The sequence below is a fragment of the Indolivaga alginatilytica genome (genome assembly GCF_003201355.1).
Classification (GTDB): domain Bacteria; phylum Bacteroidota; class Bacteroidia; order Bacteroidales; family Dysgonomonadaceae; genus Dysgonomonas_A; species Dysgonomonas_A alginatilytica.
Genome location: NZ_QICL01000040.1, coordinates 1 through 25836, shown reverse-complemented (window position 1 = coordinate 25836; position 25836 = coordinate 1). Strand labels below are relative to the sequence as shown.

At 37.2% G+C, this 25836-nt stretch carries 20 protein-coding genes, 2 pseudogenes and 1 riboswitch; of the genes and pseudogenes, 17 read left to right on the top strand and 5 right to left on the bottom strand.

What is annotated here, in order from left to right; translation table 11 throughout:
* The first annotated feature begins 19 nt into the window (after positions 1-19).
* The 3 genes from CLV62_RS19530 to CLV62_RS19520 all read left to right on the top strand — a co-directional run bounded on the left by CLV62_RS19530 (position 20) and on the right by CLV62_RS19520 (position 4485).
* Entirely contained in the window at positions 20-415 is a 396-nt protein-coding gene (locus CLV62_RS19530) for a hypothetical protein (RefSeq protein WP_110312455.1), read from the top strand.
* Between the two features lie 108 nt (positions 416-523).
* Positions 524-1576 carry a DUF4466 family protein gene (locus tag CLV62_RS19525; protein WP_110312464.1) on the top strand — a complete coding sequence of 351 codons (1053 nt, stop codon included), beginning with the start codon at positions 524-526 and terminating at the stop codon, positions 1574-1576.
* A 2-nt stretch (positions 1577-1578) separates the two neighbouring features.
* Positions 1579-4485 carry a glycosyl hydrolase family 28-related protein gene (locus CLV62_RS19520; RefSeq protein WP_110312454.1) on the top strand — a complete coding sequence of 969 codons (2907 nt, stop codon included), beginning with the start codon at positions 1579-1581 and terminating at the stop codon, positions 4483-4485.
* 158 nt (positions 4486-4643) lie between these two features.
* Here CLV62_RS19520 and CLV62_RS19515 read toward each other — a convergent pair whose 3' ends face one another.
* Positions 4644-6965 (bottom strand): DUF5686 family protein, encoded by a 2322-nt coding sequence (locus tag CLV62_RS19515; protein WP_110312453.1) that lies wholly within the window; start codon positions 6963-6965, stop codon positions 4644-4646.
* Between the two features lie 292 nt (positions 6966-7257).
* Positions 7258-7461: riboswitch (cobalamin riboswitch) on the top strand.
* Between the two features lie 144 nt (positions 7462-7605).
* Here CLV62_RS19515 and CLV62_RS19510 point away from each other — a divergent pair.
* Positions 7606-8274 (top strand): annotated as a pseudogene (locus CLV62_RS19510) (TonB-dependent receptor); the annotation flags it as partial.
* Here CLV62_RS19510 and CLV62_RS19505 read toward each other — a convergent pair.
* Positions 8243-8767: pseudogene (locus tag CLV62_RS19505) on the bottom strand (LytR/AlgR family response regulator transcription factor); the annotation flags it as partial. The pseudogenes CLV62_RS19510 and CLV62_RS19505 overlap by 32 nt on opposite strands.
* Positions 8768-8773: 6 nt before the next feature.
* Positions 8774-9784, bottom strand: a complete 1011-nt coding sequence (locus CLV62_RS19500) for a sensor histidine kinase (RefSeq protein WP_110312450.1) — start codon at positions 9782-9784, stop codon at positions 8774-8776.
* A 506-nt stretch (positions 9785-10290) separates the two neighbouring features.
* On the opposite strand from CLV62_RS19500, the gene CLV62_RS19495 reads away from it, so the two are divergent.
* The 6 genes from CLV62_RS19495 to CLV62_RS19470 all read left to right on the top strand — a co-directional run bounded on the left by CLV62_RS19495 (position 10291) and on the right by CLV62_RS19470 (position 14033).
* Positions 10291-10734: a VOC family protein gene (locus CLV62_RS19495; RefSeq protein WP_110312449.1), complete on the top strand. Its 444-nt coding sequence runs from the start codon at positions 10291-10293 to the stop codon at positions 10732-10734.
* Between the two features lie 146 nt (positions 10735-10880).
* A complete protein-coding gene (locus CLV62_RS19490) occupies positions 10881-11543 on the top strand; it encodes an epoxyqueuosine reductase (protein WP_110312448.1) in 663 nt (220 codons plus the stop codon).
* A gap of 6 nt (positions 11544-11549) precedes the next feature.
* Positions 11550-12491 carry a helix-turn-helix transcriptional regulator gene (locus CLV62_RS19485; protein ID WP_110312447.1) on the top strand — a complete coding sequence of 314 codons (942 nt, stop codon included), beginning with the start codon at positions 11550-11552 and terminating at the stop codon, positions 12489-12491.
* Positions 12488-12961, top strand: a complete 474-nt coding sequence (locus tag CLV62_RS19480) for an AraC family transcriptional regulator (RefSeq protein ID WP_110312446.1) — start codon at positions 12488-12490, stop codon at positions 12959-12961. Before CLV62_RS19485 ends, CLV62_RS19480 begins: the two co-directional genes overlap by 4 nt.
* 111 nt (positions 12962-13072) lie before the next feature.
* Entirely contained in the window at positions 13073-13507 is a 435-nt protein-coding gene (locus CLV62_RS19475) for a DUF3788 family protein (protein WP_245904138.1), read from the top strand.
* A 40-nt stretch (positions 13508-13547) separates the two neighbouring features.
* The gene (locus tag CLV62_RS19470) at positions 13548-14033 is read left to right on the top strand and encodes a DUF1905 domain-containing protein (protein WP_110312445.1); all 486 of its coding nucleotides are present in this window, start codon (positions 13548-13550) and stop codon (positions 14031-14033) included.
* Positions 14034-14161: 128 nt separating this feature from the next.
* Here CLV62_RS19470 and CLV62_RS19465 read toward each other — a convergent pair whose 3' ends face one another.
* Both CLV62_RS19465 and CLV62_RS19460 read right to left on the bottom strand, forming a co-directional pair.
* Complete coding sequence (locus tag CLV62_RS19465) at positions 14162-15652, bottom strand: hypothetical protein (RefSeq protein WP_110312444.1); 1491 nt, start codon at positions 15650-15652, stop codon at positions 14162-14164.
* A 353-nt stretch (positions 15653-16005) separates the two neighbouring features.
* Positions 16006-17040, bottom strand: a complete 1035-nt coding sequence (locus CLV62_RS19460) for a linear amide C-N hydrolase (RefSeq protein WP_110312443.1) — start codon at positions 17038-17040, stop codon at positions 16006-16008.
* A gap of 488 nt (positions 17041-17528) precedes the next feature.
* Between CLV62_RS19460 and CLV62_RS19455 the strand changes: the two genes are divergently transcribed.
* The 7 genes from CLV62_RS19455 to CLV62_RS19430 all read left to right on the top strand — a co-directional run bounded on the left by CLV62_RS19455 (position 17529) and on the right by CLV62_RS19430 (position 25665).
* Positions 17529-18332: an ABC transporter ATP-binding protein gene (locus CLV62_RS19455; protein ID WP_110312442.1), complete on the top strand. Its 804-nt coding sequence runs from the start codon at positions 17529-17531 to the stop codon at positions 18330-18332.
* Positions 18333-18384: 52 nt separating this feature from the next.
* Positions 18385-19395: an aliphatic sulfonate ABC transporter substrate-binding protein gene (locus tag CLV62_RS19450; protein WP_110312441.1), complete on the top strand. Its 1011-nt coding sequence runs from the start codon at positions 18385-18387 to the stop codon at positions 19393-19395.
* A gap of 1 nt (position 19396) precedes the next feature.
* Complete coding sequence (locus CLV62_RS19445; RefSeq protein WP_110312440.1) at positions 19397-20128, top strand: ABC transporter permease; 732 nt, start codon at positions 19397-19399, stop codon at positions 20126-20128.
* Positions 20129-20182: 54 nt separating this feature from the next.
* Complete coding sequence (locus CLV62_RS19440) at positions 20183-21007, top strand: epoxyqueuosine reductase (protein WP_110312439.1); 825 nt, start codon at positions 20183-20185, stop codon at positions 21005-21007.
* An 847-nt stretch (positions 21008-21854) separates the two neighbouring features.
* Entirely contained in the window at positions 21855-22790 is a 936-nt protein-coding gene (locus CLV62_RS22200) for a SusC/RagA family TonB-linked outer membrane protein (protein WP_262509968.1), read from the top strand.
* The gene (locus tag CLV62_RS19435; protein ID WP_262509967.1) at positions 22784-24898 is read left to right on the top strand and encodes a SusC/RagA family TonB-linked outer membrane protein; all 2115 of its coding nucleotides are present in this window, start codon (positions 22784-22786) and stop codon (positions 24896-24898) included. Before CLV62_RS22200 ends, CLV62_RS19435 begins: the two co-directional genes overlap by 7 nt.
* Positions 24899-24930: 32 nt before the next feature.
* On the top strand, positions 24931-25665 hold the full coding sequence (locus CLV62_RS19430) for a RagB/SusD family nutrient uptake outer membrane protein (protein ID WP_110312438.1): 735 nt from the start codon (positions 24931-24933) through the stop codon (positions 25663-25665).
* Positions 25666-25836: the final 171 nt, after the last annotated feature.

The window sequence follows — 25836 nt, the reverse complement described above, 5'->3', positions numbered from 1 at the left end:
ACAGTCAAGCATAACAATTATGAAAAATCTAATCATATTATTTACAGTAATCCTGTGTACATCTTTGGGCTTCAATTCATGTAAGGATAATCCTATAGACGAAGACGGACTACTTATAACAGATAATACACAGTGCTATATAAGCATGTTTGAGTTGCTTGGTCCCGATCACAGAACTGTTTTAGTGGGTACACCCGAAATAGATACCGTAAACTGCACTATTACTGCAGTTGCCAAATTCGGTACAAATATGGCACACCTGAAACCTCATTGCAGTTTGTCGCTGGATGCAAAAATCCAACCATCAATGGGAGAATGGATCGATTTCAGCCAGATGAAACAGTATACTGTTATTTCCGGAAACAGACAAATTATGAAGAATTACAAAATCACAATTACTCTGCAAGGGCAATAAATCAAAATAAGGTCCCAGACCATTTTATTACTTTGGCAAGTATAACAAACTGAAATTGTTATGGTCATAAAAAGTATCAATAATTATTTTACATTACTTAATTGCATTATGAAACGAACTAAATATATATTTCTATTTATCATCTTTTTGGGGTTTGCCTCGTGCAGCGATGATGAGGATAGCAGCCTGAAAAATGATTTCATAAAGAAGACGGTTGCTCCGGCACTTGTTGGCGAAAAGATTGAGTTTGCTTATGCTGCAGGAACCACTTCCGGTAGATTAGCCACAGTAGAGGCCAATGCTTCCATAGCTGGAGCCCAAGGTACAGAATTTGGTGTACATTCTTACTATACCACGCGTGTAGCTCTAACTACCGGTGGCGTAAACTATAAGGTTGGAGACGATGTGCCTTTAAAAACCGTGAAGGAGACATCCACAAAAGGAGCTTTGTCATCGGCAACAATGGAAGAAAAAGTAGATGAAATCTATGTAAATCCATTGGTGGCTTTCGGCACCAATAAAGTAGATCTGATAGCTGCAACCTTACGCTATTATTATGTTGTACCTGAAGAAGCAAGAGGAAAAGAAGTGTCATTTTCTTTCTCCGCAAAATCAACTTCGGGGGATAATGTGAATGTAAGAACGCCTTCTTACAAAGTATCGAAAATGGAGATGAAACGCTTAATCAGCCTTACTATCGGCAAAGCGTGTTACTTCTCTATTGCCGATATGAAAGCATACACTAAAGAAGAGGTGGAAAGCGGAAACCTTTCATCAAAAATCGATTTTGTATATCTCTATCAGGCTAAAATGGGAGACTACAATTATGGTCATGTGGCAGTATCTCCGGGAACCGATCCCAAATACATTGCAACGCCGGCAGCGATACCTTCTTCGTGGACGAAGAACAAAACACGCATGGAAAAACGTGTAGATGTAAGAGATGCACAGTTGAAGGGAAGTATTCCGAATGTATACATTGATGATATAGATTTCCAAACACTGAATCTGGATAGCGCTGTAGATTATGTATTCGGATTTCAACAGGACGAAGGCGCTTTCATGAAAAGCGCTGACGGACAATATGCTGCATATATCTATGTCAATTCTGTAAATAACAATACAGGCTTGGTTGTTAGTATCAAACGTTACAAATTATAATTATGATGAAGCAGATTGTAATAATACTTTTCTGTCTCTTTATTACAACCGTCAGTCAGGTTTCAGGTCAAATATCTCAGGACGACACAGGATATGCTTCGGTGTATACAACTAAGTTGGACGATCCGTTGGCAATTTATTTTACACCTGATAATTTCAATATTAAAACGGACGGAAGTACAGACGTATCGGATGCTTTACAGGAGGCGATAAACAAAGTACAGGAAACTGTCAGATTTGGCATTGTCTTTATACCCGAAGGAACTTATAGGATAAGTAAAACTATCCATCTATGGAAAGGAATACGGCTGATAGGCTATGGAAATAAGCGCCCGCAAATTCTACTAGGTAAAAATACTCCCGGTTTTCAGGAAGGTAATGAGAAGTATCTGTTTCACTTTACTTCCGATCGACCCCGAAGAAGCGGACAACCTGTTTCGGATGCAAATGCAGGAACATTTTACAGTGGTATACAGAACATAAACATAAAAATAGCAGAAGGAAATCCTTCTGCTATTGCTATCCGTTTCCATGCAGCACAGCACTGTTTTCTTTCTCACATGGATTTTAATCTGAGCTCGGGAAATATCGGAGTCGAAGACATCTGTAATGAAATAGAATACTGCCGCTTTTATGGAGGCGACTATGGAATCAAAACAAAGAAAACCGCCCCCGGATGGCAAGCTCTTATAATTGATTCGTATTTCGAGAAGCAGAAAAAAGCTGCCATTTCGACCGAAGAAGCCGAAATGATAATTATCCGTAATCATTTTAAAGATATTCCTGTTGTAGTAGATATACCTCAGAAAAGATCGGAGCAATTATGGATTTCCGATTCAAGGTTTGAAAATATCAGCCAATCGGGTATCATTGTCAGCAAAGAGAAACATCCTAAGACACAAGTCAATATAGAAAATGTGGTTTGTATAAATGTTCCCGTTTTTCTTACATTCAGAACATCTCAGGAAACGATAAAATCTCAGGGTAAACTCTATCATGTAAAAAATCTGACTCATGGGCTTCACTATGCCGTAAATGATAATTCTATTGTAAAAACATCACAGGATATTGTTTCTCTGACGAAACTCCCCCCTCTTGTGCCTTCTGATATCCTGTTACTCCCATCCACCGAATCGTGGACTAATCTAAAATCGTTGGGTGCTGTCGGAGATGGTGTAACAGATGATACCGAAGTTTTGAAAAAAGCGATAGCTAATCATAAGACAATTTATCTCCCAAGCGGGCATTATCGTGTAACAGAGCCGATAGTATTAAAACCTGAAACCAATTTGATAGGGTTGCACCCATCTATAACCCAAATCATCTTACGCGATAGTACCGAAATGTATCAAGGAATAGGCACGCCTTTACCTCTTTTGGAAACACCTGTAAATGGTGTAAATATTGTAAACGGCATCGGGCTGAATACTTCGGGAGTTAATGCTAGAGCTGTGGCAGCCAAGTGGATGGCAGGAACCAAATCGATGATGAATGATGTTCGTTTCTTGGGTGGTCATGGCACATACAGTCTTAAAGGAAGAGATGTTCCCGTATATAATGATAACCGGACAGCCGACGGTATTCCATACCGTAAATGGGATACCCAAAATTGGAGCCTGTGGATTACCAATGGCGGCGGAGGTACTTTCAAAGATATATGGACTCCCAGTCCTTATGCTTCTGCCGGTTTGTATATTTCGGATACACAAACAGAAGGACGTATTTATTGTATGTCTATTGAACATCATGTAAGAAATGAAGCTATCATTGATAATGTTTCGAATTGGAAAATATATGGACTACAACTCGAAGAAGAAAGCGGAGAAGGTCCTTATTGTCTTCCCCTAAAAATCAGTAATTCGAATAACCTTCTGTTTGCCAATACATTTTCATACAGGGTAAGCAGGGTAACAACTCCATATCCGTATGCAATCCTCACAGAAAACTCAGAAAATCTGACATTTAGAGGATTAAGAACTTATACATGGACTAAGTATTTATTTGATAATACATTGCATAATGCAACTAATGGAAAGAATGTCCGCCCTCGTGAAATTGCATTGCTAAAGATTTCGAATGCTCCGATAGAAAAACTAGAACCCCAATTTCAGGTAAAAAAAATAACCGAAGGGTTCGATTTCATTGACGGAGCAACGGTTGATAAAGAAGGTAATCCGTATTTTATAGATTATCGCTGGCAACGTATCTACCGCTGGAATATAAAAAAGAACGGCTTGGAGATTATCTGTGAATTGCCTATTTTTCCTGTATCATTAGCATTCGACACGAAAGGAAATTTACTCGTTGTCACCCGATTTGTTCAAATCGAATCAATCTTTAACAGAGGAGATATTAAGGTTATATCTATGGATCCCAATAATCCGACAGAAACAATAACAGAGCTGCAAGAGGTTCCTTTTTCGTCTGTTGATCAAAGCAAAATCAAATCGATAATCTACCAGTCTTCCAGATATAGAATAGAGCATGACTCGGAAACTGCGATCATTGCACCTATAAAGACTTGCTATATTACAGCAGATGGCAGTACCATAATACCTAATACATCCGACATAGCACAAACATATTCGTTGAAAGAATCTAAACCCAACGAAACAGTTTACATAGCCAGCAATGCCGCTCAAAAGACATTTGCTGCAAAAATCGGAGAAAAAGGTACTTTATTGGAACCTCGATTGTTTGCCAGAGAAGGAGAACAAGATGTTCTTACTGATAAAAAAGGAAATGTATATATATCAGCCGGAAATATTCTGATATATAACAAAGAAGGTGATTTTATAAAATCTGTTGAGGTTCCCGAACGACCTTCTTCCATTGTTATAGGAGGTGCAAATGCTGATATGTTGTATATATGTGCACGTAAAGGTTTCTATTCGGTAAAAATAGAATGATTTTTAGATCTTGAAAAATGAAGAATCCTGATCGTGAGTTTTAGATTATCCGGAAGGTTACTTACAATCCGATCGCTTCAGATAGTTATCCCTGATTTTCGTAGAAGAAAATCGGGGATTCTGTTTTTCTCTTGTATCAAAAAAGAGAATTATACCAATCAGAAAGAAAAACTACCTGAAAACAAAATAGAACCTCTTGTAATATCCTCACCATCAAGACCCGAGGTATATGTTAATCTGCGTGCATAATCGATACGCAGTACTTTAAATATATTGGCAATTCCAATGCTGGCTTCTGCATATGGCACATCACCCAAAGCTCTGATCCCATTGTTAAACATAAATAGTTCGGGATGTGTTGCCGGATTATTTCTTTCCGAAAGAGGTCCATAGATCATTTTGGCTCCCAGACATATTTTCATTTTATCATTTTCCAGAAACAAGCGTATCGGAGTCCAGTTGAGAGTTGTGTTTATACTTGTCGAAATAAACCTGTCGGTTACAAACTCGTAAAAATTCATGCAATTATAAGCAGTAGGACTAAATACATAACTCTGATTACCTTCGGGTATAAACAATAATGGAAAGGAAACCTGCCCCCATATCTTACCTCCCGATAAATAAGTATCAATTTGCCCTATATTCTTATCGAATGAGAACCTTTTGAAAATATTAAAGTTTGAAACCTGATAACTGTGATTGGAATCGAATATTCGTTTAATACCTATGCGGTGTGTAAAATCGAATTCGATTGATGCACGACGAATCGCCGTACGCCTTTCTTTCCTTTGAAAAAACTTCTCGCCGGGTGCGTAACGTACCGAAAACTGAAGCTCGCTGCTTGTTATGCTATTGATTACCGTTGTATCGTTATTATTCCTTACTTGTATATATTTTACGACTCCCATAGGCTGATCGTAAGTAAATTTCCCTGCTATTTTATATGTGAAGTTATGGCTGTTTTCGCTTTCGAAAGATAACAAAGCGACCTGTTGATGCGACATATTATCGGTAGGCGTATGAGCAAAAGATTGAGCAAAATGATCTCTGTTCATCAGTAATACATCCTGTCCGGGAATATTTAAATCGGAAGCATATGCAAACGCAATCACCTTTTTAGGATACTCCCACAGATATTTGCTTTTGGGCAACAGCGAGTAGGCTAAGTTTGCCTGATATTTCAGATCCTGATCCTTTGTTCCGTATGCCGCATATCCGCCTAACTGGAAACGATCAGAGAGATTTATGGTTGTATTCCCCCCTACCCTTACTCTTAATCCTTCCATGTCATTATAGCTTACAAAGTGGGGCAAGGGACCTATATCTGCTTTTCCGTCAGCAATACTGAGAGAACCACTAAGACCCAGACGAATCATACTTTCGAGACGGCGAAAGCTTTTATCCCGGTCGGCTGCAAGTTTTAGAGTATCCAATTGCATCTGAGAGGCGGTAAGAGGTATAGGGCGCAATTGTTCCCAAAAAACAGGGTCATTCTTTTTGTTATCTTTCGATTGAATTCTTCCTGTTTTTTGTTCCGCAGAAAGGGGTTTAAAACTATAATTAAAATATATATCTTTTCTTGATGCAACTATCGTTCCCTTATTATCACTTCCTATTTGCAATATATTTTCCTTTTCGACAGGAATTATCTTAGCTTCTTTTTCACTAAACTTATGCCTAAAAGCAACTTTCCTCAAAAAATTAATGTTCTCGGGATTATTAAACATAAATTCAGCTTCCACCAGTCTGGGATTATCATCCGAAGTTATATACAGATATCCGGAAAAAGCGTTTTCCTGCATGTCCTTACTGTAAAAAACAATCTCAATGCACTCATCTTTACCGATCAATTTCTTATGCCCCGACAATTTGTAGCTATACATTTCTGTATTTTCCTTATTTAAGGGCCCTTTGAAAGAAAGCAACATTACATTGCTATTATATTTGAAGAGATCGATGTCGCCAAAAGCTTCATCTAAAAAAGACAGAATGTTTTTGTGTCCTAAAACCTGAAAAATACCATTATCTGTGGATGTCTGAATTATACTCGGATTCTTACTTTGAAGCTTATTTGTAAAAACCGATTTATGATCTTCAAATAACAAAATGGTTGCAGCTTTCATTTCAGAATCCCCATTCGGTTTTACATGCTCGAAACAAAATCCGAACGGGCGAATCAAATATTTGGATATTAAATCATTGCCATTTCTGATCCGCTCTATTTGTGAATCAACGGAATCTTTGTGGACAACTATATCCACTGATGTTTTCCGGTAAAATTCATAATTATAAACAGGCTGGTTTGTATATTTATTTTGATGATGATTTTCAATAATATTTAATATATAGTCTTTTGCGTCAGGCAGAGAATCTTTATTAGGAAGCGAAAGGGTATATTTTATATCTCTTCGTTCCTCTTGCGCGGAAGAATAGGTATAGAAAAGCAACAGGCAAAGAATTAGAAAATATCGTAACAACATGGGTAGCTTTTAATTATTTTGTTCTGATGAATAATATTTATGATAACCTCATTAGTATTACTTCAAATTTCATCTAAAGATTCTACTCTTTTTATTTTTTTGTAAAAATATACTTTTTATAACTTTAAACAGTAGTTTTTCTAAATAGTTTGGTAAATATTTAAATAAATCGTATATACCCATGCCTGAAGAGCTTGAAGAAAGTATAGGGTCGGATTTAATAGAATTACAGATTCTGTTTTTTTATAAATATTAGTAAGCACCCTTTATACCTATTGATCTTTTTTCACATATCTTTACATCAGATTTTGGTGTCATAGTTCCGTTTCTTCGGAAAAATGATGAAAAGGGAATCAGGTGTAAATCCTGAACAGACCCGCTGCTGTAAGCTCCGCTAAAGTCTTTGAACAATACTCAAACCACTGTTCTGTAAAGAATGGGAAGGACGTTCAAAGATGGAGTAAGTCAGAAGACCTGCCAATATAAATAGTTTAAAGCTTTCGGGAAACAAAGCTGAAGAACCATATATTGAAGGAATTTCTGATTTCTATTTTCATCGTATTTAATTAAATGTAATTCCTTTTACATAATTCTTCATATATTATTTCTCTGAAGCTATTGATTTATCAATCAGCTCAAAATGTATCGTTCCATTATAAAACATCTTTCTTTAGTAACTTGCTTACTATCCATATCATCGTATGTATCTGCACAAAGCAAACTGGATAGTATACAATACCTCAACGAGATAGTTATAACCAATAACCGTATAACCGGTGATGTAATTCCGGTACAAACACTTTCCGGTGAATTATTAGGTAAGTTAAGTGCACATAATGTAGCCGATGCACTTCGGTTCTTTTCGGGAGTACAGCTCAAAGATTATGGAGGTATTGGCGGACTTAAAACCGTCAATATCCGAAGTATGGGCTCACGTCATGTAGGTGTATTTTACGATGGAATAAAGATCGGAAATGCACAAAACGGAGTTGTAGACCTGGGTCGGTTTTCACTCGATAATATGGAAGCCATCTCGCTTTACAATGGTCAGAAAAGCTCGATTTTCGAACCTGCGAAAGATTTTGCATCTGCCAGTTCTATATACCTCATTGCAAAAACTCCCCGGTACAAGGGCAATAAAAGATATAATATTACAGCATTATTCAGAGCAGGATCATTTGGCGTAGTGAATCCCTCCGTTTTATGGGAACAGAAGCTCTCAGTTATAGGAGCTTGTAATTTACAAGACATTTGCAACTTGTTATCTTTATCCAGATTCCATTTAACATGCAAATATGTGTATTTTTATCTGTTGTATAGAAATACGATACCTCCCGTAAATCAATCGGGAGTAATTTGTCTTTTATCGGAATCAAAAATTTGTCTTTATATCGGGTGGTTGGAGTAAGTTGTGTTAATCTGGACAAATATTGAATCACTTCGATTTGTGTCCATTTCTTAAATTTATGCAGTGCCCGTTCTAATTCTTCCGACTTGATAGGTTTAAGCAAATAGTCTATACTATTCACTTTGAATGCCTCTATTGCATATTCATCATAAGCTGTTGTGAAAATAATGGGAACTTCTACTGTAATATGTTCAAAGATCAGGAATGCTGAGCCATCCGATAGATGAATATCCATCAGAATGAGATCCGGAACGGGATTATTTTGTAACCAATCGATAGTTTGCCTGACGCTCTCGGTATTTCCCAAAACCTCTATAGACGGATCAATTTCTTTGAGAATATCCACCAAGCTATCATAAGCAGCCGTTTCATCTTCAACTATCAATACTTTCATATCTGATTACTTTAATGGTAAATAAACACTGAAGATACTGCCGTTGTTTTCAACTCTGATTTGCTTATTCATCAATAATGAAAAACGGTTTTCCAAGTTTTTTAGTCCTGTTCCGTTTGTTGCAGGTAATGATAGTTTAGGGTATATAGGATTAGATACAACCAATTCTTTATTATCATTGAGATAAATGGAAACTGTCATTTTGTGATCGCTGTCAATCATATTGTGAACAACTATGTTATCAAGAAGGGGGAGAATAGAAAGTACAGGTAATTTGGTTGACTGTATTTTCGGATCTACATCGATATTATATTCCAATTTATTGGCAAAACGTACCTCCATCATATAGCGGAATGAGTTTACAAACTCCAATTCTTCTTCCAATGTCACAAGCCCTTTCTTATCGCTTTGCAGAATATAGCGAAAAACATCCGAAAGCTTATTTACATAAGTAAGCGTAATTCCATCATTTTTCTTCCGAATCAATGATGTTAAGCCATTTAAGGAATTGAAAAAGAAATGCGGATTGATTTGATTTGTCAAGGCATCGTAACGGCTTTGCAAATTCTCAATCTTTAGCTGTTCTATTTCCTGTTCCTTCTTTCGTTGTTCAATAAATAACAAATAAATATATCCTATCAGTGAGTCAAGTATACAAACTATAAGGAATTGGAATAATACCAAGCTGCCAAAATGCCTTACTTTTGCATCAATCAAAAAAGCTGTTCCACCATAGATAGCATAAGCACCGATACTAATCAGAGCGTTATATCCAAAACGCTTTTGGAAAGAAAGCGTTTTTATTTTTTGCAAATTGATTTTTATCAATAAAAGAATAAAAGCGGTATAGAACGCATAGCGAAAACCGAATAATAAAAGGTAATGGGTTCGCTTGGTTTCTTCTACAAGACTCAACTCCCAAGGCAGCCAAGTTATATTAGGGTAGATAATAAAAATAGCAGTGATTAGGCTAAACAAGAGTAGCTTACTGGTAGAGTGCTTATCTAAAATATTCATCTTTAATGTTTTTGTGTAAAAATAAGACTTTTATTTTCTCTATGAATAATATGGGATATGCAAATTGCATATATGAAATCTAAGCATCTGATGTGACCGCCAATTTTCAAAGCGGAAAAGAAAGACGGCATATGTACCAATAAGGAAATAATTCCCGATTATGCTTATTATATATTATAAAAAGTATAGCTATTACTTTACTCTTTTAGTTATTCTTAAAGCAAAGTTAAAGTGATAAAATAGTCGATACGCTCCTTGTGGTAGTAAAGCGAAAAATAATAGATGTATCACGAAAAGCTTACCAAAACTAGATTAATTATTAATCTAAATATTGGATTTTCATTTTTATTAAAATGACCGAACTCAAGATATGGTTAGAATTGAGTAATGATTATGGAAGAAACGAAAAGGAAAATTCATTTTTTTCAAAATTTTGTATAATTAAAAAAAGTTGTTGACACAGGGCTGTCAGCGGATGCCTCTACCTTTGCTAACGAAAATGAAATATGTTTAATTTAAAAAAAACAGGTAAAATAATGTTAGCAGTACCCAACATCACATTCAATGGGCAAGCCGAAGAAGCCATAAATTTTTACAAAGAAGTATTTAATGGAGAAATGAAGAATCTGATGCGTTACCAAGATGAGCCAACAGAGCAGCCTATACCGGATAACTATAAAAAACGAATAGCAATCGCATGGCTCTATTTAAGCAATGGCAAAAATATACTAAATGTATGCGATGCAGCACCCGGAGAGCCTTTGGTTATTGGGAATAATATCAAGATGGACATGTTTTTCGATGACAAAGAGATATATTCGATATTTGATGCTTTGTCTAAAGACGGAAAAGTGATTACGCCGCTTGCCGAAACCTATTTTTCCCCCAATTTCGGACTCGTTATCGACAAATTCGGCATCAATTGGTATCTGATGCAGATGCCTCAATAACCGGAACTCCCAAATGAATAAAAGGGTACGATAGCGCTCTTGCCATTTATACGCTTTTGTTGTAAATTTAAAGAAATTTATTAATGAATATTCGATGAATCGGCTCGGTCTCAAATCGGGTTATCGCTAGAAAAACAGTAAGCCAAATGGATAAAAAGACAGTAAAAGAACTAGCTAAATCTTTAGGAGCTGATCTCGTTGGAGTTGCAGCAACTGATCGGTTTGTAGATTCTCCGGCAGGACATTCGCCTGTGGATAAATTTCCTGTCTGTAAATCAGTTATTGTTTTAGGATGTACATTTCCACAAGAAACGCTTAAACTGGATACTGTTTCCTATACAACTGTACGCAACAGAATGGTCGAAAAGCTTGACTCATTGGCGGAGCAACTGGCTACTGAGTTGAAAAAGCGTAAAATCAGGACGAAGGCTATCAAGTCGGCAAGCGGCAGATTTGTGGACGGAGGTTTTTACGGTACCATATCGTTGAAACACGCGGGGGAACTAGCTGGTCTGGGGATTATCGGACGTAATTATTTACTGTGTAACGAAAAATATGGCAATCTGCTTTGGCTAGGTGCTGTATTGACTGATCTGGAACTAGAATCGGATTCATTACTTAATTATAACTTTTGCGGCAATTGCAGTTTGTGTATTGACACCTGCCCTTCATCAGCGATAGACGGCAAAGGCAATATCGATCAGAATGCCTGCCGCAGAACATGCTATATTGTAACGAAAGGTGTTCTCGATCTAAAATGCTGGAGGTGCCGGGAAGTTTGCCCTCACAAATTTGGATTTAAACAATAAAACAGAGTGAATAAAGACTTAAATCGGCTCGACCGCATATCAGCATTATTGGTACAGTTACAATCACGACCAATTGTGAAAGCTTCTGAGATGGCAGAACGCTTTGGAGTAAGTCTGCGCACCATTTATCGTGATATGAGTACTCTTTCGGAAGCCGGAGTGCCTATATGCGGTAATTCGGGAGTCGGTTACTCTTTAGTTGAAGGTTACAGGTTACCATCACTTATGTTTACCAAAGAAGAAGCAATGGCTTTTCTTACGGCTGAAAAGATTATCGAACAACTTACCGATGCGCAGAATAGTAACTATTTTCGTCAGGGAATGGATAAAATCCGTGCTGCACTAAGAGCTGTCGATAAAAAATACCTCCACGAGATGGGTGACAGCATAGCGGTATATAAAAGCAGAAATACACGGGAGGGTTTACCTAACTTATTGCAAACAATATTAAGCAGCATAAACGATAAGTTGATTATAGAGATCAATTATACCAACGCAGACGAAAACAAGAGTCAGAGGGCTTTAGAGGCGATTGGTATTACCTATACACATCCTTACTGGTATCTTTCGGCTTGGTGTCACTTACGGGAAGAGTATCGGATATTCAAACTCAATCGTATTGAAAATATAAAAATAACAGCCAATAAACATATAAAAATACATCCGCCACTGGAATCGCTTCTTGGTTGTGACAATCCTGAATGCCTGATAGAAGTTGTTTTACACACAAGCAAAGAGGTGTCCAAACATCATGCCGATAGTTGCTATTATATGGGACTGACTGAAGAGAAAGAGCTTGAAAACGGGCAGATAGAGCAAACCTACATGGCTTATTCGCTCGAGTCTTTAGCAAGGTGGGTATTGGCGAATGCCGACACAACAACAGTGATTCATCCCGTTGAAATAAAAAATATTATAAAACAAATCATTAAAAATTTAGACTTATGAAAATTAACAGTACAGAAATTAAAAATCTTGAACCAATTAAAACAATTGCCGTTTCACACCTTGGCGACTATTCGGGTATAGGTCCTGCTTTTGAAAAACTATGCGTATGGGCAGGAGAAAATGCCCTTTGGGCTGCTTCTCCCAGAATGGCAGGAGTTTATCATGACGACCCAACGCACATACCAGCTGAAAGCTTACGCTCGGAAGCTTGCTTGGAAGACCTTTCCGGAATAGAACCAAGCGAAGGAATGAAACAGTATACGATCAGCGGCGGAAAATATTTCGTGATGCAGGTAGAAATCAATATGTCAGAATGCGGCGATGCATGGAAAAAAGTATATGATACCTTTAACGAAAAGGGCTATGAATACGATATGAGGGACCATTACGACCTTTATCAGAGTTGTACAGGCGACATGGAGGATCCTGATGCTCCTTGGGTAGTAGATTTATGTATTCCGATGAAATAAAAGTGTCCAAATTCTGTTAAAACAATAGATGGGCTGTGCCACAAAATAAGTACAGCCCGAATTGTATTTGCAATCCCATTGAAGCATATATCTTTACTAATAATAATTAAAATGGCTATGGAAGCACAAATGTTATTAAGAAATTCGGAAATATTTCCATCAGACAAGGTTTTGAAAGATACACTTGGAGACGATGTTTATAGCATATTGGAATCGTTACTCAGGACAATTACAAGCGAAGAGTATGGTCTAACTATTGAATGGAGATTCTACAATGATGGAAAAGCATGGTTCGGTAAGGTGATACATAAGAAGAAGACTATTCTTTGGCTTTCCGTATGGGAAGGATTTTTCAAAACAGGCTTCTATTTTACAGAGAAGCACCTTGAGGCGATTGCGGCATTGGATATTTCAGAAAAAATCAAAGAGGAATTCTGTATCATGAAGCCTGTCGGGAAATTATTTCCTATGATATTTAATATAAATAGTGGCAATCAGCTTCTAGATTTATTAACTGTTATTCGTTTTAAAAAGAGTTTGAAATAGCATTGTTAAATAAATTCCGCAGCTTTTATTAATTGGATATATGGAAACTGAGAAAGCCTTAGTCGATAAAGATTACTTATTGCAGAAGTTTGAAGGAAAGGGTGGATGGACTTATGTCGAAATCCCTGATATACCTATGCCTAAAACATCTTTTGGTATGTTGAAAGTAAAAGGAAAGATAGATGATTATGAGTTTTCCAATGTCCGTTTGATGCCTCTGGGTAATGGTCATTTGATGTTAGCTGTTAAGTCGGAAATTAGGAAGAAAATAAAGAAGCAGGCTGGCGATACTGTACACATTACTCTCTATGAAGACAATTTACCGACTGTAATTCCGGAAGAGTTAGTTTTGTGTATGAAGTACGAAGACAACATTTTAGAAAAATTCGAAACATATAGCGATGGTGAAAAAAAGGCTTTTGTTGATTGGATATATTCTGCCAAAACAGAACAAACTAAAGTAGACCGTATTGCTAAAACAATAACAATGATAGAAAGTGGAGAGAAATTTTATAAAATTTGGTAAGATTAGATACTTACGTGTAGCAACAAAAGCTCTCATTACAGAGATATTCATTTCAACAGCCGTTTTGCTATGAAGAACTGATGTTAACCGAAATACCTTGCAGCTATCTTTTTCATTTATATACTCCCCTATTCCTTTACACACCTTATTGCCAATCCAAAAGAACGGGGATAACTGCTGGAGGCAGCAATCGAGCTTGCATTTAATTGTAAATCGTGAGGCAAGTAGTTGACATTTTTATCTAGCTCCATTGACCAATAGAATCCTACTAGGGCATCAGTAGCAGCAAGTACCTGATTATAAAACCGGGCCCAAGTTCCCGGCCAATAACCGCCTTCGGTACCATAATTGTAACCCTTATTGTTATTGAAATGTGTTTTATTCGCTTGTGAATCGCTGGGATAGACTACTTTTATATTTCGCCATGGCGAAATAGTTATATTATCTTCGACCTTACTTTTCGGTACTTGCCATCCTTCCGGACATGGATCAAAAGGACTCTTGGCATCACAATCGTAGCTACCCCATCTATCGTCCCATCTGTCTATTACGTCCTGTGCAGTAGATTGATTGTTCAAAGCTTTATTATACCAGTCTCCCGAAGAATTTGGATCAGACTGTGTATAAGAAATAAATGATAGTGGAGATTCTATTGCTTTCTGAAAATTCTCCTTGGGAGAATCTTTTATATCGTAATAAAAATCTATCGGCACTTTACTTTTGACAGAATTAAAGTTTACGTAACCCGGAAAGGGATCTTTTCTACCCCATTGATAGTGTAGTCCTATGGCACCGGCATTTGCAGGCAAAGCGCTTGTAGCTCCCAGATTTCTGTCCATAAAAATATATCCGAGCCCTATACCATCGGGAAATTTGTTTCCTGATACAGTTCCTTCCGAGACCCAGACATGCCACGACCAGCGTATGTTACCGCCTATCTTCAAAGCTATCACCGCATTACCTACATTACCTGTGGTGACAACAGTTATTTCTCCATTGCGTCCCTGTGTTACTGTAGGTGGGTTGGCAATAATTACATCGCTTTTGCCATAGGCACCTTCCTGCCAAACAATCTCAGCAGACAAGGTTCCACCAAGATCTATATTCGATGGCAGACGATTATTCCCTTTTTCAGAACCATAGTATTCCCAGATTGCAAAAGCTTTTTCTACAGGTATTCTGATAGTTTGAGGTGAAGAGGTAAGTAGGTAAGTGTTTGGTTGCGATAATGGGCTCTTAATTCGTGTTAGAAAATTCCACATTGTTCCATTCCATACCATAAGACCCTTACCCAGGCATTCATTTGTATTATATACCATTAATCCTATATGGCTTTGCTTGAGTGCATCTTTAAATTCCGGTTTTGTACTGTTGTTATAATCAGCATCATTTGAAAACATAGGATAAAGTTCGTTGATATTTTGGATATCGACACGTGGAAGCATAAGGCCTTTTGTGCTATTCACATTATTGTCTTTCGATTCAAATTCTTTTAAATCGAGCAAAGCACCTTTAGATGGTTCGAGGGCGCCGCCGATAGTTACCTGAGCCGAAAGGGCAGAACTTACTGTTGCCAGAATAAATATATAAAAGTACTTGAATACTTTTTTAGAGATCATGTATTGAATTATTATGTACGTGTTTATAAAACGAATAACTTATACCTTGAAATAATTATTAGAAGACAAATATAAGTCTCTGATCTACATAATACAACAATTTTAAGAACCTATTTCAATTTTCTACAAAAATTTCATTATCAGAATTTCTCAATCTAATTATACTATTTTTCCAAAATGGGAACATGCCTTTTGCTAAAATAGCCACCCGCTATTTATCACAGGGTCAAGCTCCCGTTTTCATCGAGAATACTATAACCCATTCGGCTAACAAATTCAAAACAGGTTCTTTAACCTTAAAATTATTACTCTATATAAAAATAATATGTTATTCAATAGAGCAAGAAACACTCTTATAATCCGGCAAACTCAAACGGTTTGCTGATTACAAATTTTGAACTTGCATCTCCCGAATAGATTTCGCCTTTTGTCAGATTAAGTTTCTTTACAGGAGCATTTACGGAGAAATCCACATTTTTCAAATCTACCCAGAATGTGTTAGGAGTCAATGTCGACTCGAAATAATATACATCGTTCTTATGATCGGATACTGTTCTCCATCTGGTCGAAGAGATATTGGGTTGATCGGGTGTACTGATACCGTAGGGTACCGAGCAGTTCCGGATTACACTGAATACGCTGGCAACTCCGATATGCCAATCATCTGTTTTGGGAATGGCGTTGATATAAAACGATGCTCTGACAAAACGGTCAGCCGCTCTGTTTGTTCCGGGTAACATGACTGTTCCTCCGATTTCTTTCCAGTATTCATTCAAGGCAAGTTGCTTATCAAAAACAGGAGAATTGGTCATTACCTGATACGATTTGTCATGATGTATGACCAGCTTACCTCCAATGTATTCAAAAATAGCATTGTCCCCAGATTTATCAGAAATCGCTAAATGCACTGTAGTCAACATCTCTGTTCCCGGTATATTAGCTGTGACTATTGTAAATTCTTCTTTGCTTAAACCGGCTACTGCTTCATCTACCGTTGCATAACTATCAAGCACATATTGCACCCATGCGGCAATGGTAAGACCGGGGTTTTTCTGATCCCATTTTGTATATTCCGATTCGGCAAGCCAGAGCAGGTTGGCTACTAATCCTTTTTCGTTCATACCATCGCTACTCGAAATATCAAAGGCGGAAGCAATGACACTGCCATACTTGGATGTCCATTCAAGAGAATTAGGTCCTGCCATGCCATGGCGTTTCATTCCTTTTGGAAATATCCAAAAATTCGTACTGATATCTTCTTTCCAGTCCATAGAACGCGCAGTCAGCACTAAGTCTCCCTTTCCATGATACACTACTCGTGTACAGGCTTCTGTTTTAGAGAAAGTGATAACGAGTATAAGGAGTAATAATACAGATGCTTTTTTCATTTATGTTTTTTTAGTAGATGTATATATTTAACAGTTATGTAGCATAATAGTTTTACATAGCCGGCAAATATAATATAAAAACAGTTATTCTTATTGATAATCCCGCTTACACCTTACCGGAAGTAAGATATAAAAATGCCATAAATATGGTATTTCCCAGTCATGATCAAACCCTAACTTTGCATCACATTAAATATAATTGATAATGACTAATTTATTCAATAAACGGGAACGTTTTAACCTGTATTCCAAAAAAATATTTTCGCACTTTGAATCAATTAACTCTAGACCTTCAAATCTTTTCTCTACCCTATATTGTCATTCAATACGAATGTGTCTTTGATCTATGCAATAATTTTCTTTTGCAACATTTTTAAAAAAAAAATTACTGCTGTTACGATCTATTAGAAGCAGATTAATGTTCGGCCCCTAGATGTCAATCAGGTCAAAATACAGATGTTAATTTTATTACTCAATATCTATCAACTATGAATGAAGAATCTCCTGTGAATCAAAAAGAAAATCGATCAGTCAAATTATCCATAAATAGCCTGTCAAAAACTTACCAAGTCAAAGGGGAAGAAATTACTGTCCTTTCCGATATTAATCTTGAAGTATACGAGGGAGAATTTGTGGCTATTGTGGGCGGATCAGGTTGTGGCAAATCGACCTTTCTACGAATCATTTCAGGATTTATCAAAGATTATTTAGGTACAGCTCGAATTAATGGACTCAACATTTATGCACCAGGACGTGATCGCGGATTTGTTTTTCAGGAATCACGACTTTTCCCATGGCTGACTGTTGAAGAAAATATAGGCTTCGGACTTCAAAATAATAGCAAAAAACATTCAGGAAAAATCGAAGAGTTACTAACCCTTGTAGGTTTGACAAATTTCTCGAAAGCATATCCACATCAATTATCGGGAGGAATGGCTCAGCGTTGTGCCATTGCCAGAGCATTAATCAATCACCCTGAAATACTTTTGCTAGATGAACCATTCGGTGCTCTTGATGCGATGACTAAAGTGACTTTGCAAGAAGAGCTGCTCAAAATTCACGAAAAAGACAAAACAACGACTATCCTTGTCACCCATGATATTGAAGAAGCCATTTTCTTGGCAGACCGCGTTATCGTAATGACACCCCGTCCCGGCAGAATTCACAAGATCATTCCTGTAAATCTCTATCATCCGAGGAACCGAAATGAATCGGCTTTTGTAGAGATCAGAAAACATATTTACAATGAATTCTTTACCTCACCCAAACAAGAAATTGAATATAGTATCTGATGATAAAAAGAATCTGAACTACAATTAAAATCAGCACAAAGCACATATAAATATGGACACTAGAAAAAAGAACTTTATTATAGCCGGAACATTGGTTTTTATAGCCTTAGTAGTACTCATTGCTCTACCGAGCAAAAAACAGGAAGGTGATACTTCTGAAGAAAAAATAACGGAAATTATTCTCGATTATGCTAATTGGAGCCCTATAAGTCTTGTCTTGAAAAATCAAGGATTTCTTGAAGAAGAATTAAAGAAAAATAATATATCAGTACGATGGGTATTCAGTCAAGGCAGCAACAAATCCATGGAACTGCTCCGAAGTAAAAGTATTGATATAGGTTCTTCGGCAGGGGTTGCCGCATTGGTGAGTTTTGTAAATGGCAATCCGATCGAAACCGTTTATGTAAGTTCTACACCTGAATGGACAGCCTTAGTTATTCCTTCTGATAGTAAAATTACAGATATAAAAGAATTGAAAGGAAAGACAATTGCTGCAACACCGGGAACAGACCCTTATGTGTTTTTGGTGCACACACTATCCGAAGCAGGACTGTCATTAGAGGATGTAAAGGTAGTTACGTTGCAACATCCTGACGGCAAAAACGAGTTGATACGTCATCGTGTTGATGCATGGGCAGGATTAGATCCGTTGATGGCACAAGTAGAATACAATCGACAAGCTAAATTCCTCTATCGAAATGTCTATTTTAATTCCTACAATGTAATCAGTGTACGCAAAGAATTTGGTAAGAAACATTCTGAACTCGTAACCAGAGTACTTGCTGTTTACGAAAAAGCCAGACAATGGGCTATCGATCACCCAGATGAATATTTAGAACTTATAGCCAAAGAGACTAAACTGGAAAAACCGATCGCCGGTCTTATGCTACAAAGAACAGGACTTGGCGATAATCAGTTAACTGAAAAACAAAGAGAGAATATATCTAAAGCAGGAAAGGCTCTTCAAGAAGCAAATTTACTTGATGTGAACAAGAGTATTGATAACGCTATTTCCGAATTATTCAATACAACTTATTTTGATAAATATCTAAACAATAACTAATATGGGATGGATTCTTCCGATAATTATCATCGTCTTTTGGCAAATCAGTTCACTCAAAGGATTTATTCCCTCGGATTGGCTACCTTCTCCCTTCGAAATCGTTCAAACAATTTATTCGATGGCTATGACAGGCGAATTGTGGGGACATGTTCTCATTACTCTATTACGTGTATTGATCGGTTTCCTTATTGGCGCTACAATAGGAACACTTGCGGGGGCTATTACCGGTTATTCGCAAACGACAAAGAAACTTCTCGATCCTCTTCTACAGTCGTTACGGAATATTCCATCTATGGCATGGGTTCCTTTGTTTTTACTTTGGTTCGGAATTTTTGAAGAGAGTAAGATTATTCTTATTGCCACAGGTGTATTTTTCCCTGTATACCTTACTCTTTCAAGCGGAATTGAACAAGTCGATAAAAAGTTAGTTGAAGTAGGAGAAGTATTTTCTTTAACTGCAAAACAACAAATTATTCGGATTATTATGCCGGCTGCTTTTCCTTCATGGATTACAGCACTCAGGAATGGATTGGGTTTAGGGTGGATGTTTGTGGTTGCTGCCGAATTAATGGGTGCTTCACAAGGGCTTGGATTTCTGATGTATGATGCTCAGCAAACCAGTCGTGCTAATGTAATCATTGCCTGTATTGTTCTGTTTGCTATTCTTGGAAAATTCAGTGACTGGATACTAGCCAGCGTAGGCAGATACATCTTACGTTATCAACGTAGTTAACTATAATTACTCATACATCAATTATATAACGGGAACAATAGATAGAAAAAAGATATGGAGAAAAAACAAACAAATGCAAATCTCAAAAAACAGATTGTGCGCAAAGTAAAACAATCAGGAATTGACGTAATCGGTTTTGCCACCGTTGACCGATGGGAGCAATTTGGCGAAACTCCACAATCTTATTTTCCTCAAAGCATATTCCCTTTTTCTAAAACAGTTATTGTTTTGGGGTTGCAAATTATGATTCCTATACTTGACACAACACCGTCCATCGTTTACTCGGAATTGTATAATACAACAAATAGACTTTTGGATGATGTCTCGTATCAACTTTCAGCACTTTTAAACAGAAAAGGGCATCGTGCGGTTTTTTTCCCTCGAGATGCTTATGGTGATATATCCGTATTGGTAAAGAAGCCCGAAGCAGCCTTTTCGCATGTTTTGGCAGCGAAGTATGCAGGACTTGGAACAATCGGTTACAATCATACACTACTCACTAAAGAATTCGGTCCAAGGGTAAGACTAGTTTCCATATTAACGGATGCAGAAATTGAACCGGATAATATGCTGGAAAAGGAACTTTGCATAAAATGTGAATTATGCAAAAAGTGTTGTCCGACTTCAGCATTTACGACAACTGACAATTTGATAGCTGACATGGACAAATACAAATGTGCAGCATATCATAAAACTCTTAAAGACGACTATCATTATCCTTGCGGAGTATGCATTAAGGTTTGTCCCATAGGCAAAGACCGTAAACTCTATGGTATGACTACGAAAAAATACCTGAACGAAAAAGAGGCATTAGAAAAGAACCCGCAAAATGAACAATATTCAAGCTGGGTACATCTTCGGAGTTTTGGGTCAAAATAATAAAACACCTACCAGCTAAATACTGATGAGTGTTTTGCTATCACTTCAACTCAACAATATTATTCTAAAGTATAACAATTTATCATCCGTTATTGCGGACACTATCACAAAGACAGCCTAAACTATTGATAATATGACAGATAAACACATTCACTATACCATGATGGCACCGGGCAACGGTGAACTAAATGATCTGAAAATAAATGGAGAAGGGTATACAATCAAGAAAGTCTCAAAGCTTCTATTTTAATTGAAATAAAAGAGAACTCCGCAAACATAAAACGACAATTTATTTTGACGCTCAGAGCTGGCAATTATTTTGATCATGTAACATTAGTACAGTAAAAAGAAATGTATTTATTAATTTGAAAAAGAAGCTAATATTAGCTTCTTTTTTTTAGCTTCTCAATAAACCCCTCCGTTTTCTTGTTCTAGGTTCATACCAAAATAAGGACGAAATGTTGGATATAAACGATATTTAATTTATAATCAACGCCCCCCTATTGTCCTCAAAAACCTTACAGTAGAAATAGAAATACCAAGCTCATATACCAAGTCTTTTAGTGATACGTGTCTTTCTTCTTTCATCAGATATTAATGGGATAGATACAAATATAGATTTTTAGCTTAAATATTCGGCGTAGTATTTAAAATAATCAGTGCAAAGCTTTGCATATAATTTCCTATCAACTACTTAACAGGCTACTTCTTTATTGGTTTATTTTGGAACCATCATTAATTTATCTATTTACCTACCTTAAAAATCTAAGCCTATGAAGTACTGAGGTTTTTCTTTTGAAAATTCAGATTATTAAAAGTTAATGAATCTAGTATTAAATTATGTATCATGAAAAACGAATTAGGTCTTATAAAAGAAAAAATTCTAAGAGTTTTTTTTCTATTTACTTTTTTATTGATTACAAGTTCGCTATATGCACAAACACTCATAAAGGGGACAGTAAAGGATCAAAAAGGGCAACCGCTTATTGGTGTAACAATATCAATAAAGGGAACAACCAGTGGCACAGTTACTGATCTGGAAGGTCGGTTTTCAATCTCAGGAAAACCGCAGGATATTTTACAGATAGCTTATATAGGATACGTATCTCAGAATATAACCTTAAAAGATAATTCAGAATTAAATATTGTACTGAAAGAAGACCTCAAAATACTGGAGGAGGTTGTGGTGGTAGGTTTTGGTACGCAGAAAAAAGTAAACCTGACCGGTTCTGTCGCCAGTGTATCTCCAGGCGATATAGAGAACAGACCTATTACCCAAACGTCTCAGGTATTATCGGGTTTAGTGAGCGGAGTTATCGTTACTCAAAATTCGGGGAGACCCGGCTATGACGGATCTTCTATCAGAATCCGCGGTACAGGGACTTTTTCGGGTGCGGGAAACGATCCGCTGGTATTGGTTGATGGAATAGCGGCATCAATAAACGATGTAGACCCCAATAACATAAAAAGCCTCTCTGTCCTAAAAGATGCCTCTTCGGCTGCCATTTATGGTACTCGTGCCGCAAATGGAGTTATTATTATTGAAACAAAACGGGGTTCGGGAGAGAAATTGCAAATTAACTATAACAACTATTTCGGATGGCGAAAAGCGACTGAATTACCTCAATTCCTGAACTCATGGGAATATGCAACTTATAAAAATGAAGCCAACCAAAATGAGGGTAAAGGAAATGCTTATACCGAAGAGCAGATAGAAAAATTCAGATCGGGCTCCGATCCTGATAATTATCCCAATGTAAATCACCTGAAAGATTTATGTTAGAAAGTGGTTCGGGATTTCAGACTGAGCATAACCTCAATATAAGCGGAGGCAGTAGCCGCAGCTTATATTTCCTCTCACTCGGATATTTACGCCAAAATGGGCTTGTGGCTAAAAATAATTATGACCGATACAATTTTGTATTGAATCTGGATAATAAGCTGGCTGATAATCTGACATTACGCGCAAGTATCAGTGGAAAAACACAAAAGACAGAAGAGCCTCGTGGTGAAATAGATATGTCGGGAATGATTGGGTATGCAGTTCGGGAAGGTCCTATATATGCAGGTCGGAAGTCTGACGGAACTTATGGATATCAGGATAATTATTGCCCCGAAGGATGGCTGGATAGTGAATCATTCAGAAAGGACAAATCCAATAATTTTCTGGGTAGTATCGATTTGATATGGGAGGTGATCAAAGGACTCACTTTGACCGGAAAGGCCGGATATAATTATAATAATTACACATACGATAACTTCATTGCAAAGGTCATATTCGATCAGTATAAGACGGTTGGCCCCAACAGCCTGGATGTTAATTCGGGCGACAATAAAATGGTCACTTTACAATTTCTCACTCAATATAATAAACAGGTAGGAGATCATAGTTTTAATATTTTAGGAGGTTTTTCTCAGGAAGAATATAGGGAAGACTGGCATTCGGGTTCAAGAAAAGATTTCCCGAATAATCTTTTGTATGAATTGAACGCAGGATCGAAAAGTTCGATGGCATCCTATGGCTCTGCCACCGAATGGGGCTTACGTTCGTTCTTCGGACGAATAAACTATAGCTATAAAGACAGATACCTATTTGAAGCCAATACACGTTATGATGGAACATCAAGATTTCCGGCTGATAGAAGATGGGGTACTTTCCCTTCATTTTCAGCAGGATGGCGATTATCAGAAGAAGCTTTCATCAAAGATAACATCCATTGGATAGATAATCTTAAACTTCGGGTATCATGGGGTAAGCTGGGAAATCAGAATATTGGTAATTACCCTTATCAAAGTGTATTCAACTTGGGACAAAATTATTCGTTGGGAGGTACACTCCATTCGGGTGCGAAAGTAACAACACTGGCTAATAAAAACATTAGCTGGGAGACTACTAAAGTAACTAACATCGGGCTCGATTTTTCGATTTTGAAGAATCGGCTTAGTCTTGTTGTAGATTATTTCGACAAAACAACTTCGGATATACTTTACGGGATATCTGTTTCGAGCGTTCTCGGACTCACTCCTTCGGCAGTCAATGCCGGTGAGGTAAAGAACAGAGGATTTGAAGTCAATTTGGATTATCGCACAAAAATCGGATCTGTTAACGTTGGTATTGTACCTAATATTTCATACATCAAAAATGAAGTAAGCAAGCTTGCCAACTTAGAGCAGGATATCGCAAAAGGGCTTTTTGTTTCACATCCGCTCAACTCGATATATGGATATGTTGCCGATGGCTTGTTTGTTGATAATAACGATATCAGCAGTTATGCTAAACAACCTTACGGTGCGGAACCCGGATTTATTCGATATAAGGATATCAGTGGTCCCGACGGAGTACCCGATGGAGTGGTAGACCCCACTTACGATCGAAAAATACTAGGATCATCGTTTCCTAAAGTCACCTATGGCGGAGCTCTTTACGCTGATTATAAAGGCTTTGATTTTTCGGTTATTTTCCAAGGAGTATCAGGATTAAAAAAGCGGATGGGGTCGTATCAGGCATATGCATTCTACAATGGTGGACAGATCCAGAAGTGGCAGGCTGATAACCGATGGACAAAAGAAAACCCCAATCCCAATGCTGAATATCTAAAATTGACGAATCTAACCATGAGTAGCGGTACTATTCAGACATCTTCGTTTTGGATCAGAGATGCAAGTTTCTTCCGTATAAAAAACGTACAAGTGGGATATACAATCCCCAATAGCATAACCGAAAAGATGAAAATCAACAGACTGAAAGTTTTCTTCAGCGGAGATAATCTACTAACATTCAGTGATTATTATAAAGGATGGGATCCCGAAATGGGACAAGCGACAGGCGATCAATCACCATTTTATCCCTTAACTAAGGTTTATACTTTTGGATTAAATGTCAGTTTCTAAAGTTCTAATCAATTATTTAATATAATAGCTATATGAAAAAACAGAATCTCAATAATATATATATAATTTCGATATTACTCGGAATTATAAATCTGGGTTGCAGCGACATATTTGATAAATCGCCACTTGATGCAGTCTCCGATGGAACATTCTGGAATACGGAAAGTGACGCAGACTTGGCTCTCATAGGTTGTTACGATGTTAATGAAGGATGGGGAGGCGAAGATTTTTGGGTAAACAGAGGACTTCTTTTCATTGATCTTGCTGCCGGAAACGGTTCCGAAAAGGAAAATTTTACAAGTTCAATTACAGACGGTACGCTTAATTCGTCACATTGGGCGATGGAAGCATATTGGAAGCATTCTTATGAAAGAATTGCTACCTGTAATAATTTTCTTGATAATATAGGCAAGATACAAATGAAAGATACGAAAAAAAATATGATGATCTCTGAAATACGTACAATACGAGCCTATGAATATTTCAATCTCGGGCTGTATTTCGGAAATGTACCCTTGGTGGAGCATGTGTTAACAATAGAACAGGCTAACAGCGTATTCCAGAGTACAAGAGATGTGATATGGGCTTTTGCCGAAAAAGAATTGAAAGAAAGCTGCGAAGCATTGCCGCCAAGCCGACCCGACAGCGAACAGGGGCGTATTACTCAGGCGGCAGCATTAGCAATACTGGGACGTCTGCAAATGGCGGGTAAGAAATGGAGTGATGCAGCAGAATCTTATAAAAAAATTATAGATTACAATTACTAATGCGAATCAGTAGTTGAACTTTTCCGCTGATTTATTTAGTTAAAATGTTTATAATCAATAAAATAAGCGATTGATTATTTGCTCAATCTCTTGAAAATCATTAACTTAAAAGAATAATCCCCATTATTTTTCAGTTATGATTCCCAAGAAGAAAGAGCTTAAACTGATAAA